Here is a 17,397-nt window from a genome sequence, read left to right on the forward strand (position 1 = left end):
AAGAATGGAGGGATACTATGGGAATTCATCAATATTTCCAAAGTTTATCAGATTTAGAAAACATTTATCGTTGCCCAGGAAAATTTAAATATCAAGAGCATTCTGTTGCAGAACATTCCTATAAAGTAACTTCGATTGCCCAATTTTTCGGTGCGGTAGAGGAAGAAGCTGGGAATGAAGTGAATTGGCGCGCATTATACGAAAAAGCGCTAAATCATGATTATTCTGAGCTTTTCATTGGGGACATCAAAACACCCGTGAAATACGCAACAACGGAACTGCGCGAAATGCTTTCAGAAGTAGAAGAAAGTATGACAAAAAACTTTATCGAGCGAGAAATCCCAAAAACGTTTCAACCGATTTATCGTCATTTGCTAAAAGAAGGTAAAGACAGTACGTTAGAAGGGAAAATCCTCGCTATTTCTGATAAAGTAGATTTGTTATACGAATCCTTTGGCGAAATTCAAAAAGGTAATCCAGAGAACATTTTTGTGGAAATTTATAGTGAAGCACTTGCGACCATTTACCAGTACAGGGAAATGGCTAGTGTGAAGTACTTTTTAAAAGAAATTTTGCCAGATATGCTTGCTGAAAAAGGTATCGAAAAAACAGAATTACCGCAGCTTACAACAGAAATAACGACAAAAGCATTACGAGATGCGTAAAAAAAGGGGAGGAAAGTAAGATGGATCAAATTATATCTGCGCTTATTTTCCCTTGTCTCCTTGTGATTCTTTTTGCGCGAATCACCTATAATCGTTATGTGGCGCTGCTTTTGATGGTGATTTTAATTGCTGCATCTGCCAAGTTAGGTTATACGAATTCGCTGTGGCTTATTGTGATTGATGCATTTTCAATGACGATTGGTTTTGTGCTTGCAACATATATGCTGCGCCGTTTGAAGAAGAGTGGCAGTGACTTTTAACAAAGCAAATATATAGGTAGAACTGCGTAAAAGTGATAAAATAGAGAAAAGCGTAATCAATAGGTTGCGTTTTTTATTTTTTAATAAATACGAAAATACGTTCGGTTTTTGCTAGGCTAATTAAAATATTTATGATAAAATAGATACATTAACGGATCTGAAAAAATCCGCTTTTTGCTTTGCTGGACTTTTCACAAGTAAAGCTTTTCAGATGCCAGAATCGGACCGATAAAGAATAGGGGGAATCCGAGTTGAAGGATAAATTTGAGTTAGTTTCTAAGTATAGTCCACAAGGAGACCAACCTAGAGCAATTGAACAATTAGTTGCGGGATTAAGAAAAGGCTTGAAACACCAAACTTTACTTGGGGCAACCGGTACAGGGAAAACTTTTACTGTATCCAATGTGATTCAAGAAGTAAATAAACCAACACTTGTCATGGCGCACAATAAGACGCTAGCAGGTCAGCTTTATAGTGAATTTAAAGAGTTTTTCCCAAATAATGCAGTAGAATATTTCGTTAGTTATTATGATTATTATCAACCAGAAGCCTATGTTCCACAAAGCGACACATATATCGAAAAAGATGCCAGTATCAATGATGAAATTGATAAGCTCCGTCACTCTGCTACGGCTGCTCTTTTCGAACGACGTGATGTCATTATAATCGCCAGTGTATCTTGTATTTATGGTTTAGGGTCGCCGATTGAATACGGAGAAATGCTCGTTTCGCTTCGTGTTGGCATGGAAATTAGCCGTGACGAGTTACTGCGCAAATTAGTAGATATTCAATATGATCGGAATGATATAGATTTCCAACGTGGACGCTTCCGTGTTCGCGGGGATGTAGTCGAAATTTTCCCAGCATCAAGAGATGAGCATTGTATGCGGATTGAATTTTTCGGTGATGAAATTGAACGAATTAGAGAAGTAGATGCACTTACTGGCGAGATTATCGGCGAAAGAGAACATGTATCGATTTTCCCAGCATCTCACTTTGTTACTAGACCAGATATTATGAAAAAAGCAGTTGTTAATATAAAGGCAGAACTAGAAGACCGCCTCAAAGTCTTGCGTGCAGATAATAAGTTACTCGAAGCACAAAGACTAGAACAACGGACGAATTATGATTTAGAAATGATGGAAGAAATGGGCTACTGCTCAGGTATCGAAAACTATTCCAGACATTTATCCTTACGTCCGGCGGGAGTTACACCATATACTTTATTAGACTACTTCCCAGATGATTTCCAAATGGTCATAGATGAGTCGCACGTGACAATGCCGCAAATTCGCGGAATGTTCAACGGGGACCAAGCAAGAAAGCAAATGCTTGTCGATCACGGTTTTAGATTGCCAAGTGCTTTAGATAACCGACCACTTCGACTAGAAGAATTTGAGAAACATATCAACCAAATCATGTTCATATCCGCCACACCAGGCCCATACGAACTAGAGAAAAATCCAGATGTCATCGAACAAATCATTCGACCAACTGGCTTGCTAGACCCAATCGTAGAAATCCGTCCAATTCAAGGGCAAATCGATGACTTAATGGATGAAATTAACGATCGTGTCGAGAAAAATGAACGCGTCTTAATTACAACGCTAACGAAAAAAATGTCCGAGGATTTAACTAACTATCTCAAAGAAGCTGGCGTCAAAGTTCAATATCTACACTCGGAAGTAAAAACGTTAGAACGAATTGAAATCATTCGCGATTTACGACTTGGCGTGTATGACGTTATCGTCGGAATTAACTTACTGCGTGAAGGAATCGATTTACCAGAAGTTTCTCTGGTAGCTATTTTAGATGCTGACAAAGAAGGATTCCTTCGTTCCGAACGTTCACTAATCCAAACAATGGGTCGAGCTGCGCGTAATGAAAACGGCCGAGTAATCATGTATGCAGATAAAATGACCGACTCGATGCGTAACTCTATTGGTGAAACAGAGCGTCGTCGTAAAATCCAAATCGAATATAATGAAAAACATGGCATTACGCCAAAAACAATCAAAAAAGAAATTCGTGGTATCATCGCAGCAACTTCTGCCGCAGATGAAAGAGAAGCAGTGAAGCAACATGATTTAAGTAAGATGTCTAAGAAAGAACGCGATGTATTCATTGAAGGTATGGAACATGAAATGAAAGAAGCAGCTAAAGCACTTGATTTCGAACGTGCTGCGGAACTTCGCGATGCTTTACTGGAAATAAAAGCGGAAGGATGAAGCGAAATTGGATAAAGAGAAAATAGTAATTCAGGGTGCAAGAGCCCATAACTTAAAAAACATTGATGTAGAGATTCCTAGAGACAAATTAGTAGTTATGACTGGACTTTCAGGTTCTGGTAAATCTTCGCTTGCTTTTGATACAATTTATGCAGAGGGACAAAGACGTTACGTAGAGTCTTTGTCCGCGTATGCGCGCCAATTTTTAGGGCAAATGGATAAACCAGATGTAGATTTAATTGAAGGTTTAAGCCCAGCTATTTCTATCGACCAAAAAACAACAAGCCGTAATCCGCGTTCCACAGTTGGTACCGTTACGGAAATCCATGACTATTTGCGTTTACTTTATGCTCGAGTTGGACACCCAGTTTGTCCTAATCACGGTATTGAAATTACGTCGCAAACAATCGAACAAATGGTAGATCGTGTTCTAGAATATCCAGAAAAAACTCGTATTCAAATAATGGCACCAATCGTTTCTGGCAAAAAAGGTACACATAAGAAAACGATTGAAGAAATCAAAAAAGAAGGTTACGTACGAATTCGTGTTGATGGCGAAATTTACGATATCAATGACGAAATCGAAATCGAAAAAAATAAAAAGCATTCCATCGAAATCATCATCGACCGTATTGTAATCAAAGAAGGCATCAATACGCGTCTATACGATTCAATTGAAGCGGCACTTCGCTTAGCAGATGGTTATGCCGTTGTCGATATAATGGGCGACAAAGAATTGCTATTTAGCGAGCACTACGCTTGTCCATATTGCGGCTTTTCCGTTGGCGAACTAGAACCAAGAATGTTCTCTTTCAACAGCCCATTTGGAGCTTGTCCTACATGTGATGGCCTTGGAACCAAACTAGAAGTAGATGTCGATACAGTTATCCCAGATCGAAGTCTATCTCTAAACGAAGGCGCTATTGTTCCTTGGCGTCCAATAAGTTCGCAATATTACCCGCAAATGCTAGCTTCCGCCTGTAAAGAATTCGGAATCGATATGGATACACCGCTTGAAAAACTAACTAAAGAAGAACTAGATATCATCTTAAATGGTTCCAAAGACAAAGAATTTTACTTTGAATACAAAAATGATTTCGGTATGACACGTGAAACTTGGATTCCATTTGAAGGGATACTTCCTAATATTGAACGACGCTACCGGGAAACAAATTCCGACTTCACGCGCGACCAAATGGCACAATATATGACCGATTTACCTTGCCCATCGTGTAAAGGCTATCGTCTCAAAGAAGAAACACTTTCCGTTAAAGTAAACGACCACCATATTGGTCAAATCAGCGAGTTTTCCATTAACGAAGCACTTGCTTTCTTTGATGGACTGGAACTTTCCGAAAAAGAAACGCAAATAGCGGCTCCGATTTTCAAAGAAGTTCGTGGTAGACTAGGCTTCCTAAAAAATGTTGGACTCGACTATCTCACAATGAGCCGTGCAGCTGGAACTTTATCTGGTGGAGAAGCACAGCGGATTCGATTAGCGACCCAAATCGGTTCAAGACTTACAGGGGTTCTCTATATCCTGGATGAGCCTTCCATTGGACTGCATCAGCGAGATAACGACCGTTTAATTAGTACACTCCAAAGCATGCGTGATATCGGAAATACGCTCATAGTCGTTGAGCACGATGAAGATACAATGATGGCCGCGGATTACCTGATCGATATCGGTCCGGGTGCTGGTGAACATGGTGGACGTATTGTCGCAGCCGGAACGCCAGAAGAAGTAGCTAAAAATAAAAATTCCATTACTGGGGATTATCTTTCTGGCAAAAAATTCATTCCTGTTCCAGCTAAACGAAGAAAAGGAAATGGCTTAGAATTAGAAATCATCGGCGCGAAAGCTAACAATCTAAAAAACGTAAACGCAAAAATTCCACTAGCCACTTTTTCATGTGTTACCGGAGTTTCTGGCTCAGGAAAAAGCTCGCTTGTAAATGAAGTACTACGCAAAGCCTTAGCAAGAAAACTAAATCGTAACCATGCAAAACCAGGTGAACACAAAGAAATAAAAGGTATCGGAAACTTAGAGAAAATCATCAATATTGACCAATCGCCAATTGGTAGAACACCACGGTCCAACCCAGCGACATATACGGGCGCTTTCGATGATATTCGTGACCTGTTCGCGAGTACCAACGAAGCAAAAGTACGTGGCTATAAAAAAGGTCGTTTTAGCTTCAACGTAAAAGGTGGCCGTTGTGAGGCTTGTAAAGGCGACGGAATTATCAAAATCGAAATGCATTTCTTGCCAGATGTGTATGTACCGTGCGAAGTGTGTCACGGGAAACGATATAATGGCGAAACATTAGACATTCGCTACAAAGGTAAAAATATCGCGGAAGTTTTAGAAATGACAGTTGAAGAAGGACTAGAATACTTCACGAATCAACCAAGAATTGCGCGCAAACTACAAACAATTGTAGACGTTGGTCTTGGCTATATTCGACTTGGACAGCCAGCAACAACCCTTTCCGGTGGAGAAGCGCAGCGTGTCAAATTAGCTTCTGAACTTCATAAACGCAGTAATGGTAAGTCGTTTTACATTCTCGACGAGCCAACTACAGGACTGCACGCAGACGATATCGGCCGTTTACTCAAAGTATTACAAAGACTGGTAGAAGAGAATGGCGACACAGTGCTTGTTATTGAGCATAATCTTGACGTTATCAAACAAGCCGATTACTTGATTGATTTAGGTCCAGAAGGTGGCGATGGCGGCGGTCAAATTATCGCAACTGGTACACCAGAAAAAATCGCTCGTTCTAAAAAGTCTTACACAGGCAAGTACTTAAAACCAATTTTAGAACGCGATAAAGAACGAACAGAAGAACGAATCGCAACAGCTAAGAAAAAATAATCCAAATTCCGCTTATAAAAATATAAGCGGAATTTTTTTAGTTTCCAATGCCAAACCACCCAAAGTCCAAACAAATAATCATCCTCTGGTTGTATGACAGAAATTATTTTTTCCTTCATAATAGAGACATAGTTAAAACAGATATCTCACTTGCATGTGAAAGCAAGCCTAAAATAGTTTAGCCTAAATTATAGGAGGAAATGAAAATGGAAAATGAACGTAAACGTATTCTCGAATTAGTAAAACAAGGTATTATTTCTACTGAAGAAGCCCTTACTCTACTTGAAAATATTTCCAAAAAAGAAGGTAAAACAGCAGCTAAAGAAAACATTCGTCGTTCTGCAGCCCCGAAAGAAGAAAAATTCGAAGAGCAAGAAGAACCTGCATATGATTATAGTAAAGGTTGGAACAACGAAGGCAATCCTTATACTGCACCTAAAAGCCGTAAAAGACGCCCTGAACCAAATCCAGAAAATCACGAAAGATACGAAGATGAAAGCGAAAATACTTCCAAAGATCGTGAAGAGTCCATGCGCAACATGGTCAACGATTTATCCCAAGCAGGCGAAAAAATCGGCTCTTTCCTAAACAATGCATTTAAACAAGTGAAAGATATGCCATTCCCGTTCCTAACATCCACAAAAATCGAACGCGACTTCGTTTACCATGATACAACACTTTCTATTTTAGAATTTGAAATTGCTAATGGTAACATTGAATTTAAACCATCTGATTCAAACGATATTAAAGTACACGCGATGATTAAACTATTTAAAGAATATCCAGAAGATGAAGCACTTAAAATCTTCTTTGATAAAACGACGTTACGTGTAGACGAAGAAACATTACGTTTTGAATCAACATCAAAACAAATCGTTACAAACTTAACTGTCTACTTGCCACGTCGTGAGTATGATTATGTTTCCGTTAAAATGCTGAATGGTAACTTCCATTTGGATGAATTATCTGGTCGTGATTTATTTGTCAAAACAACCAATGGTAATATCAGCCTAGGTACATTAAACGCCACTTTAGCCGAAATTGAATCCATTAATGGTAACGTTCGTATCCAAAACGGTGAAATTCGCGATGTTGCCCTTAAAACTTTCAACGGTAACGTAGCAGCCAAAGGTAATTACTACTCCACGAACTTGCAAACTAAAAATGGTAACGTTAATTATCAATTAACTGGAAATGAAGCTACTTTCTTAAAAGCAAAAACTGGTGCCGGAAATATTGAAGTGATTGTACCAGCAGCAATTGGCGTAGATGGCCGTTTCCACACGAACTTAGGTAAATTACTTTTAGATTTAAAAGATGCAGAAATCTTGGAATCTAAAACTGAATCTGTGAGTAAATCAATTATCTTCACTAAGTTACCTGATGCAGCTGATTCTTCATTGAAAATCGAAGCAGAAGCAACAACTGGGTCCGTAAAAATTCGCGATGTAAAATAATCAACTAAAATCTAGCGCTGTGAATGCGCGCTAGATTTTACATAGAAATAAGAAAGGAAGAACTAACATGGATAAAAAATTAAGAAGATCAAGAGTGGACCGGAAAGTCGGCGGTGTATTTGGCGGACTAGCTGAGTTTCTAGGGATAGATGCCACACTTCTGCGACTTATTTATATCATCATCACGATTGTTACGATGAAAACCGGTATTGCGATTATCGCTTATATAGTTGCCTTGTTTGTGATTCCTTCTTCTGATACAAGTAATGAGGAAGTCCTCGAACGGCATCGTCGCCGCGTGGAAGAAAAACGAAATCGCCACGCTGGACGAAATCAAGCTAGACAGGAAGTACGAGAAGCGATGAGAAATAGCCATCATCACAGAAGACAAAGATCAGAAAATGCTGAGCCAATTCATCACGGCGCCAGAAAAAAAGAAGCACGTCCTCGTCCAGTACGAGAATTCAATTTTGATAGTGCGACTTTCCGCTCATTTACGATTCGAGTGGCGACCGGGGATGTGATTATCCGTTCTTGGGACAAAGATCAAATGAAACTTCGCGCAGTTCTAGCTGTTCATGAAAAAGCGCGTTCAATTCGCCAATTAAGTGAAGAAAAACTGTGGGATTATTTCTTTAGCCAAACAATGCTGGATATTTCTCCAGATAGTTTCACTTTTGAATCAAAAAATGAACTATTAAAAACCGATTTAGTGATTACAATTCCAAAACGCTTATATGAGCAAGTAAAAATTCAATTACTAAATGGTAATCTGAAATATGACGATACTGCTGCAGAAGATGCGATTATTAAAACACGTCATGGTGATATTCGTTCTTCCGGAGCTAGTGGGAAATTCCTTAGTACCGAATCAGCGGATGGTGAAATCTTCTTTAAACGTAGCACAGTCGAAAATATAGATATGTCTACTGCAAAAGGTGATATTGCCCTTCAAGGAAACTTCCTTACATCCATTGCTAAAGCAGCTCAAGGTGATGTGGAATATATTCTCGAAAATGACAATTCTTCAGCGGCCGATTTAGACGCACCGAATGGCGATATTCGAATTCAAATTCCGCCAACTTGGAATGTCGATGGAACGCTTGGAACGAAGAAAGAAAAAATCTATTTTGACTTGAAAAATGCTAAAATTTGGGACGATGCAGAAAGAACTTTTGTTTTCACTCAAAATGCCGAAGAAATCAGCATGGCAACACTTCAAGCAAAAGTTGGAAATGGCATTATCAAGATTTCTGAACTTGAAACAAAAAACGTTTAATAAAATGAAAGGAAGGGAAAACAATGAAAAAGTTATATAAATCTTCTTCACAAAAAATGATTGGTGGTGTCTGCGGTGGGTTAGCAGAGTACTTTAATATTGAAGTTACGCTTGTACGTTTACTATGGGTGGTAGCTAGTTTATTCTTAGGCTCTGGTATTTTACTTTACATCATTGCTGCAATCATTATTCCGAAAAGAACACCTGAATCAGAATGGGAGTGAACTAAAACATGCGTTGGATTATAGGCGTAATTATTAACTCGGTGCTTTTCGTAGCTTTATCTGGATTCTTTACAAGTTTTCATGTAGATGGGTTCACGACAGCGCTACTAGCGAGTTTTATATTAGCAATTCTTAATATGCTAATTAGACCTATTTTACTCCTTTTGACTTTACCGATTAATATTTTCACACTTGGACTTTTCACCTTTGTTGTCAATGCAATTATGCTTGAAATGACAACCTTCTTTATTGGAGATTCTTTCCAAATTGACGGTTTCGGAACAGCATTAATTCTGGCGGCAATTATGGCTTTCGCTAACATGATTATTAATTCCGTTTTATGGGGTAATAAAGAAAATTAAACTTTCCAGCTACATTTTGAAGCTTAAAACAGCTTTTTAAATGTAGCTGGTTTCGCTATGTAGAGCCATTTAGAAAGAAAGAGGTAGCCTGATTCTCTCGAAAGTGCTAAAATGATAGGGAGCTTTCTAAATAATATTTTGTAGCGAACAGTAATGGACTTTTATAATTCATTTGGAGGTACTTGCATGACAAAATCGGTTACGGTAAAGGATTTAAAGGAACGACTTAATTTAGAACTAATTTGTTCGGAAACGGGACTTGAACGGCCAATTTTAACTAGTGATTTATCTCGGCCTGGACTGGAACTTACAGGGTTTTTCTCTTATTATCCAGAAGATCGTGTACAACTTTTTGGCATGACGGAAATATCGTTTTCAGAAGGTATGGAACCAGAAGAGCGTCTTAAAAGATATAAGCAAATGTGTACGAAGCGGACTCCTGCTTTTGTTATTTCTAGAAACTTAGAAGTGCCGAAAGAATTGGTGGCTGCGGCGAAAGAAGCGGATATTCCAGTACTACGTTCGCGACTTAAAACAACGCGTTTATCTGTCTATATTACGAATTACTTAGAAAGCAGACTTGCGCCAGTTATTTCGATGCATGGTGTTTTAGTGGATATATACGGCTTAGGTGTTTTAATTACAGGAAGCAGCGGCGTTGGTAAAAGTGAGACAGCTCTTGAACTTGTAAAACGTGGGCATAGACTTGTAGCAGATGATAACGTAGAAATTCGTCAAGAGGATGAAATGACATTAATTGGTTCCTCGCCAGCGATTATTGAACATTTACTAGAGATTCGCGGCCTGGGTATTATTAATGTAATGACATTGTTTGGAGCAGGAGCTGTTCGTTCCAGTAAAAAGATTACTATCGTTGTGCACCTTGAAAACTGGGATCCTGACAAGCATTATGATCGTGTCGGTTTAGACCAAGAAATGACAAAAATCTTTGACATGGACATTCCAAAAATTACTGTTCCAGTACGTCCGGGACGAAATTTATCTGTTATTATTGAAGTAGCGGCAATGAATTTCCGATTGAAGAACATGGGATACAATGCGGCAGAGCAATTTACACAAGACCTTAATAATTTAATAGGTCATAATAGCAGCATGAATGACTAAATAAATAGAGAAAGTACCTCCGCAGCCAAACTGACATTATTAGTATCTAGTTTTGGTTGCGGAGTTGTCTTTTTGAAAGTAGGGGAATTATGAGTAATGGTGTTCAGCCGCTGGATCCAGTGGCGATTCAAATTGGTAGTATTTCTGTAAAATGGTACGGAGTTATTATTGCTTCGGCTGTGGTGATTGCGCTACTTCTTGCTTTAAGTGAGGCAAATAAGCGCAAAATGGATAAAGAAATTATTGTGGATTTGCTAATTTGGGCAATTCCAATTTCAATTATTAGTGCGCGAATTTATTATGTTATTTTTGAGTGGGATTTTTATAAGAATAATCTCGGAGAAATAGTGAAGATTTGGCATGGTGGTATTGCGATTTATGGCGCGTTGATTGGGGCGGTTCTTACTGCTATTATTTTCTCGCGAATTAAGAAAATTTCGTTTTGGCAACTGGCAGATGTCGTTGCGCCAAGTTTGATTATTGCGCAGGCGATTGGTCGTTGGGGTAATTTTATGAACCAAGAAGCGCACGGGGCTGAAACAACTCGCGCTTTTCTGGAAGGGCTTCATTTGCCAGACTTTATTATCAACCAGATGTACATAGATGGTGCTTATTATCAGCCGACATTCTTGTATGAGAGTTTATGGAATGTGCTTGGATTTATCGTTTTACTAATTATTCGCCGCACAAAAATTCGCAGCGGGGAATTGTTTCTTAGTTATGTAATTTGGTATTCATTTGGAAGATTCTTTATTGAAGGAATGCGGACGGACAGCTTGATGTGGGGTGACTTTAGAGTTTCGCAAGTACTATCTTTACTACTAATTGTTCTGTCAATTGGCTTAATTATTTATCGTCGTTTGAAAATGAATCCGCCATATTATATGGAAGATAAATTTGGTAAAGTAGTTAAAAAGAAATAAAAAAGTTGGAGATTTTCGAGTTTGATTAAGAAAGGAAGAAATTATGACTGGGAAAATTACTACATTGTTGTTTGACTTAGATGGTACGCTTATAAATACGAATGAATTGATTATTAAAACGTTCCAAGTGACGTTGCAAGAGTTCTTGCCGGACCGGGTTTTTACGAGAGAGGATATTTTGCCGTTTATTGGGCCTTCTTTAATGGAAACTTTTCGGGAAATCAATCCAGCACATGCGGATGAAATGCGTGCTTTTTACCGCGAGTATAATTTGAAGCATCATGATGATTTGATTTTAGAGTATGATGGGGTTTATGAAGCGATTCGTGCGTTATATGAAGAAGATTATAAATTGGGGATTGTATCGACGAAAATGTACGATACGATTATGCGTGGTCTTAAAGTGACTGGTTTGGATAAATTTTTCCAAGTGGTGATTGGGTTAGATCAAGTGTCTAATGCAAAACCAGATCCAGAAGGTATTGAGATGGCACTTTCTTTGCTAAATGCGACGAAAGAAGAAGCAATTATGATTGGTGATAATTACCACGATATTGAAGCTGGGAAAAATGCGGAAACGTTAACTGCTGGTGTGGCATGGGCGATTAAAGGTCCAGAACATTTAGCAGAATTTCAACCAGACTTTATGTTAGAAAAAATGAGTGACTTACTCGCAATCGTTAGGGACGAGGAATAGATTTTGAGACGGCTGAATAGGTTTAAGGCGCCCGATGAAACAGTCAACACCCTTTTTCAATTGTATAAAACGATTTCTTTTTGGAAGGCGTTGAGAAATACACTTATTATTGAATTTGGTCGTTTTTTTCCTTGGATGGGCGGTAAACGTAACATTTATCGTGCCTGCCTTGGGATGGAAATAGGCGAAAAGACTGCCATTGCCTATAAAGTTATGCCGGACTTATTTTTCCCGGAAAAGATTACGATTGGTGAAAATACGATTATTGGTTATCATACGACTATTTTAACGCATGAATATTTGCTTTCTGAGTATCATGTGGGGGAAGTTGTGATTGGTCGGGATGTGATGGTTGGCGCGAATGTCACTATTCTTCCTGGTACCAAAATTGGAGACGGAGCGGTGGTTGCGGCTGGTGCGGTTGTCTCAAAGGATGTTCCGGCAGAGAGTTTTGCTTATGGGAATCCTTTAATCATTAAAGAAAAAGCTGCTTTGGAGTAAAAGCCAAAGTAGCTTTTTTGTCGCCCAAAGTGATAAATTCTATGATATACTCATTAGAATAAGGATAATGTTGGAGGTGGAAAAATGGAAAAAGACAAAAAAACACCCGCAAAAATCTATCCATTTTATCCAAATGGTCAGTTTTATTTTGAACGCGGTGTCGAAGCGTTTCGTGATCAAAGAATTAAAGAGGCAATCAGGTATTTAGTAAGGGCATCTGAACTGGAACCGGGAGAAGCTGTCATTCTTTGTCAGCTGGCAATATGCTATACAGAAATTGGGCAATTCCATAAATCGAATCAGCTACTTAGGGATATTCTTGAACAACGTGGTGGAAATATGGAATACTGCTATTATTTTATTGCTAATAATTTTGCGTATATGAAAGATTATCGGAGAGCGTTGCAATATGCTAATCGCTATGTCGATACTGTATCTGACGGAGAATACACCGAAGAAGCCAAAGATTTAATTGAAGTATTACTGGAAGAAACTCCTTTTGGTGAAACACTTGAAAATGGTTTTTCGAAATTAGAGCAAGAATTCTATGCTTATAAAAAAGAAATTAATCGCTATTTAGCGGAAGAAGATAGTGCGTCGGCTTGTGATATTTTAAGAAAAGTCATTGATGAGAAGCCTAATTTTTGGCCTGCCTATAATCAACTGGCGGCACTTTATTTTGAGCAATTGAAAGAAGAAGAGGGCGTTAAAGTCTTGAGTGATTTGCTTTCGCGAAATCCGGGAAATCTTTTAGGAATTTGTGATTTGTTTATTTACCACTTTTACAAGGGGAATCGTCAAGAGGCGGATGCGCTTTATTTGGAACTGCGAGATGTATTGCCGGTGTTGGCGCATCATAAAGAAAAGCTTGGTTTGATTCATGCGATGATGGGCGAGTACGAGGAAGCAGACGATTTACTTGAACAAGTGGCTGATTTGGAAGTCACGGAGCGTAGTAAATATTATTATTACCGGGCAAAAGCTGCCTATTATTTAGATGATGTGGAAGGCGCTAAAATGTTTTGGCATTCCTTTTTAGAGTGTGATTTGTATGAGGATGTTAGGTTTCCATTTGAGCAAGAGGCGGATTTAACGAATGATATGCGGCTTGTCCTTGATATGCTTCAAGCGGAAGATGATTTGGTTCATATGCTTGGTGTATACGCGTTAACGATTTCTAGTAATCGTCCGGAATTAGTGTTGTTCCATCCGCTACTTGATATGAGTAATTGGTCGTACATGGAGCATTTGATGTTTACTAATTTTGATTATTTTCCGGATGGAGATATCGAACAAAATGGTTATTTGATTGCCAAAGCGATGATGATTTTAAGAGAAAAAGGTATTTTGTTAAATGAAGAAAATATGGCGCTTTATAAGCAGATGTTTTCACTTGTTTTAACAGATGCAGGGAAAGATTTGATATTGGGTCGTTATACGATAGAAACGGTGGCGAGTGCGATTGCAAAGCTATTTTTACCGCAAATGAAACTTCAATTAGTAGAAGAATTTGAGTGTGGTAAATGTGCGCGCGATATCGAGCGAGTTATGAGCAGATAAATAGACCTTTTTGCTATTCCGTATTAGGATTAATTTAGGCTAACTATTGTATACACATAAATGAGGAGGGCAAAGAGAATGGCTAGTGAAGAAAAAATTTATGATGTGATTATTATTGGAGCGGGACCTGCTGGAATGACAGCAGCTTTATATACTTCCCGTGCAGATTTAGATACGTTAATGATTGAACGCGGTGTACCCGGCGGACAAATGGTAAATACAGCAGAGGTAGAAAATTACCCTGGATTTGATAGCATTCTAGGACCAGATTTATCCGATAAGATGCTTAGTGGTGCAAAACAATTCGGCGCTGAGTATGCTTATGGTGATATTAAAGAAGTCGTTGATGGCAAAGAATATAAAACAGTAACGGCTGGTGCGAAAACGTATAAAGCGCGGGCAATTATTATCGCAACTGGAGCTGAACACCGTAAACTGGGTGCAGCTGGTGAAGAAGAGCTTAGCGGACGCGGCGTTTCTTACTGTGCAGTTTGTGACGGAGCGTTCTTTAAAAATCGCGAATTAATCGTGGTTGGCGGCGGAGACTCTGCGGTTGAAGAAGGAACTTATTTGACTCGTTATGCGGATAAAGTAACGATTGTACACCGTCGTGATAAATTACGCGCACAACAAATTTTACAAGATCGTGCTTTTAAAGATGAAAAAGTTGATTTCATTTGGAATAGTACGGTAGAAGAAATTGTTGGCGATGGTAAAAAAGTAACAGGTGCCAAACTGGTTTCTACTGTGGATGGTTCCGAATCGATTATGCCGGTGGATGGAGTTTTCATTTACGTTGGACTTGTGCCACTTACGAAAGCATTTTTAAACTTAGGCATTACGGATGATGAAGGTTATATCAAAACAGATGAAGAAATGCGTACGAGTCTTCCAGGGATTTTTGCGGCAGGAGATGTTCGTGCGAAAAGCTTACGCCAAATTGTAACAGCTACAGGCGACGGTGGACTTGCTGGACAAAATGCACAAAAATATGTGGAAGAATTAAAAGAGTCATTAGAGGCTGAAGCAGCTAAATAATTGAAAAAAACGTAAATGGGTCTAAGATTATTTATCTTGGACCCATTTTTGCGTGACTACATAGGCTTGAGTAGTGTAAAATGAAAGACAAAGACTATCGTTAGGAGAGATAAATAATGAGTATTGTTGTACTTGGTGGAGCGGGTTATATCGGCTCACATGCAGTGGATGAGTTAATTACTCGCGGATATGAAGTTGTGGTTATTGATAATTTAAGAACTGGACATAAAGAATCTATTCATAAAGAGGCGAAATTTTATGAAGGAGATATTCGCGATAAGGCGTTTTTAAGTTCGGTTTTTGAAAAAGAAACGGTCGATGGCGTGATTCATTTTGCTGCAAGTTCGCTTGTGGGAGAATCGATGGAAGTGCCATTAGAGTATTTAAATAATAATGTATATGGTACACAAATTGTTTTAGAAGTGATGGAGCAATTTGGTGTGAAACATATTGTCTTTTCTTCAAGTGCGGCTACATACGGCGAGCCAGAACGTGTGCCGATTACGGAAGACATGCCGACAAATCCAGAAAGCACTTACGGCGATACGAAGCTAATTATGGAAAAAATGATGAAATGGTGCGATAAAGCTTACGGCATGAAATTTGTTGCACTACGTTATTTCAATGTGGCTGGGGCGAAAGCGGATGGTTCGATTGGTGAGGACCACAAGCCGGAATCCCATTTAGTGCCAATTATTTTACAGGTTGCGCTTGGACAGCGTGAAAAATTAGCGATTTATGGGGATGATTATAATACTCCAGATGGTACTTGTATTCGTGACTATGTCCAAGTAGAAGATTTAATTGATGCGCATATTAGAGCGCTAGAATATTTGAAAAATGGTGGAGAAAGTAATGTTTTCAACCTTGGTAGTAGCAACGGTTTTTCTGTGAAAGAAATGCTTGAAGCAGCTCGTGTTGTAACAGGTAAAGAAATTCCGGCTGAGGTTGTGCCACGTCGTGCGGGCGATCCGGGAACTTTAATTGCTTCTAGTGATAAAGCGCGTGAAATTCTTGGCTGGGAGCCGACGTATACAGACGTAAAAGATATTATCGCAACTGCTTGGAAATGGCATGTATCTCATCCAAATGGCTATTAATAACTATGAAGGAATGTGATTTTCATCGAAGTAATCAAGGAATATTTTGGTGAGTTTGAGGGAGAAACGGTTTGGCAGTGGACACTCGTAAATGACCATGGGATGCGGATGAGCGTGTTGAATTACGGCGCGATTGTTACTTCCCTTGAAACGAAAGATAAATTTGGTGAGTTTGCGAATATTAGTCTTGGATTTACGAATTTAGATGATTATTTGGCACACTCTCCGTATTTCGGTGCGACGCTTGGTCCGGTTGCTGGTCGGATTAGTAAAGGTCAATTTAGTCTGGACGGGAAACAATTTCAGCTGACTCAAAATGAAGGGGCTAACCATCGTCACGGTGGCAAACTTAATTTTAGTAAGAAGCTTTGGGATGTTTCTGTGGAAAAAGAGTTGGACCGGCTTGTGATGACTTTTGAATATCGTTGGGCAGACGGGGAAAATGGCTATCCGGGGAACATTGATGCCAAAATGACTTATACGCTAAATAACAAAAATGAATGGTTGATTGATTATGAAGCGAAAACGGATCAGCCAACTATTTATAACCCGAGCAATCATATTTACTTTAACTTGAACGGGGAAGCTGGTTGTACAGTTTTGCAACAGCAACTGTGGATTAATAGCGATGCCTTTTTGCCGATAGATGAAGCGTCCCTTCCGATTGGGGAAATTCGGTCAGTTGAGGGTACTATTTTTGATTTACGAGCTGGGCGTGAGGTAGTTGAAGTTACTCAAAGCGAGGATGAGCAAGTGAAATTAGTTGGCGCTGGACTTGATCATGCATTTATTTTAAAACATGAAAATGGTCGTCCGGATGCGGTTTTGTTTGATCCTAAGTCAGGTCGTCGTTTGGAAATGGAAACGGTGTGTGATTCGGTTTTAGTTTATACGGCTAATAGTTTGGATGGTTCTTTTGAAATTGAAGGGCGGGCTGTGCCGAAATATGCTGGTATAACAATGGAAACGCAAGGCTTGGTAGATGCGATTAATCACGACGGATTTGGTGATATCGTGCTAAGACCAGAAAAACCTTTTACATCGAGGACAGTTTTTCGTTTTACGGCGGAGAGTTGATTATTTTAAATAAAGTAGTTTTC

General features: G+C 39.1%; 16 protein-coding genes. All 16 read left to right on the forward strand.

All coding sequences use genetic code 11. The annotated features are described in order from the left end of the window. The first annotated feature begins 17 nt into the window (after window positions 1-17). The 16 genes from HCB49_RS12620 to HCB49_RS12695 all read left to right on the forward strand — a co-directional run bounded on the left by HCB49_RS12620 (window position 18) and on the right by HCB49_RS12695 (window position 17,374). Window positions 18-665: an HD domain-containing protein gene (locus tag HCB49_RS12620; protein WP_008948733.1), complete on the forward strand. Its 648-nt coding sequence runs from the start codon at window positions 18-20 to the stop codon at window positions 663-665. 20 nt (window positions 666-685) lie between these two features. Continuing rightward, complete coding sequence (locus HCB49_RS12625; RefSeq protein WP_185481114.1) at window positions 686-925, forward strand: CsbA family protein; 240 nt, start codon at window positions 686-688, stop codon at window positions 923-925. A gap of 251 nt (window positions 926-1,176) precedes the next feature. Next, window positions 1,177-3,153, forward strand: coding sequence for an excinuclease ABC subunit UvrB (uvrB, locus tag HCB49_RS12630; RefSeq protein WP_185392336.1), 1,977 nt, complete (start codon window positions 1,177-1,179; stop codon window positions 3,151-3,153). A 7-nt stretch (window positions 3,154-3,160) separates the two neighbouring features. Beyond that, entirely contained in the window at window positions 3,161-6,031 is a 2,871-nt protein-coding gene (uvrA, locus tag HCB49_RS12635; RefSeq protein WP_185605136.1) for an excinuclease ABC subunit UvrA, read from the forward strand. 206 nt (window positions 6,032-6,237) lie between these two features. After that, a complete protein-coding gene (locus tag HCB49_RS12640; RefSeq protein ID WP_185481113.1) occupies window positions 6,238-7,488 on the forward strand; it encodes a DUF4097 family beta strand repeat-containing protein in 1,251 nt (416 codons plus the stop codon). Between the two features lie 67 nt (window positions 7,489-7,555). After that, window positions 7,556-8,767 carry a DUF4097 family beta strand repeat-containing protein gene (locus tag HCB49_RS12645; protein ID WP_185605137.1) on the forward strand — a complete coding sequence of 404 codons (1,212 nt, stop codon included), beginning with the start codon at window positions 7,556-7,558 and terminating at the stop codon, window positions 8,765-8,767. A gap of 23 nt (window positions 8,768-8,790) precedes the next feature. After that, window positions 8,791-8,991: a PspC domain-containing protein gene (locus tag HCB49_RS12650; RefSeq protein WP_185605138.1), complete on the forward strand. Its 201-nt coding sequence runs from the start codon at window positions 8,791-8,793 to the stop codon at window positions 8,989-8,991. A gap of 8 nt (window positions 8,992-8,999) precedes the next feature. After that, complete coding sequence (locus HCB49_RS12655; RefSeq protein ID WP_003722616.1) at window positions 9,000-9,353, forward strand: phage holin family protein; 354 nt, start codon at window positions 9,000-9,002, stop codon at window positions 9,351-9,353. Window positions 9,354-9,539: 186 nt separating this feature from the next. Then, complete coding sequence (gene hprK, locus HCB49_RS12660) at window positions 9,540-10,478, forward strand: HPr(Ser) kinase/phosphatase (RefSeq protein WP_008948726.1); 939 nt, start codon at window positions 9,540-9,542, stop codon at window positions 10,476-10,478. Window positions 10,479-10,567: 89 nt separating this feature from the next. After that, window positions 10,568-11,401: a prolipoprotein diacylglyceryl transferase gene (lgt, locus tag HCB49_RS12665; protein ID WP_185397104.1), complete on the forward strand. Its 834-nt coding sequence runs from the start codon at window positions 10,568-10,570 to the stop codon at window positions 11,399-11,401. A 43-nt stretch (window positions 11,402-11,444) separates the two neighbouring features. Continuing rightward, a complete protein-coding gene (gene ppaX / locus HCB49_RS12670; RefSeq protein WP_008948724.1) occupies window positions 11,445-12,098 on the forward strand; it encodes a pyrophosphatase PpaX in 654 nt (217 codons plus the stop codon). Window positions 12,099-12,101: 3 nt separating this feature from the next. After that, window positions 12,102-12,599: an acyltransferase gene (locus HCB49_RS12675; RefSeq protein WP_185605139.1), complete on the forward strand. Its 498-nt coding sequence runs from the start codon at window positions 12,102-12,104 to the stop codon at window positions 12,597-12,599. An 84-nt stretch (window positions 12,600-12,683) separates the two neighbouring features. Beyond that, window positions 12,684-14,159: a tetratricopeptide repeat protein gene (locus HCB49_RS12680; protein ID WP_185605140.1), complete on the forward strand. Its 1,476-nt coding sequence runs from the start codon at window positions 12,684-12,686 to the stop codon at window positions 14,157-14,159. A gap of 78 nt (window positions 14,160-14,237) precedes the next feature. After that, on the forward strand, window positions 14,238-15,197 hold the full coding sequence (gene trxB, locus HCB49_RS12685) for a thioredoxin-disulfide reductase (RefSeq protein ID WP_185605141.1): 960 nt from the start codon (window positions 14,238-14,240) through the stop codon (window positions 15,195-15,197). Between the two features lie 116 nt (window positions 15,198-15,313). Then, a complete protein-coding gene (galE, locus tag HCB49_RS12690; protein WP_008948721.1) occupies window positions 15,314-16,297 on the forward strand; it encodes a UDP-glucose 4-epimerase GalE in 984 nt (327 codons plus the stop codon). A gap of 15 nt (window positions 16,298-16,312) precedes the next feature. Further along, on the forward strand, window positions 16,313-17,374 hold the full coding sequence (locus tag HCB49_RS12695; protein ID WP_185605142.1) for an aldose epimerase family protein: 1,062 nt from the start codon (window positions 16,313-16,315) through the stop codon (window positions 17,372-17,374). Window positions 17,375-17,397: the final 23 nt, after the last annotated feature.

This window comes from Listeria cossartiae subsp. cayugensis, assembly GCF_014229095.1.
Taxonomy (GTDB): domain Bacteria; phylum Bacillota; class Bacilli; order Lactobacillales; family Listeriaceae; genus Listeria; species Listeria cayugensis.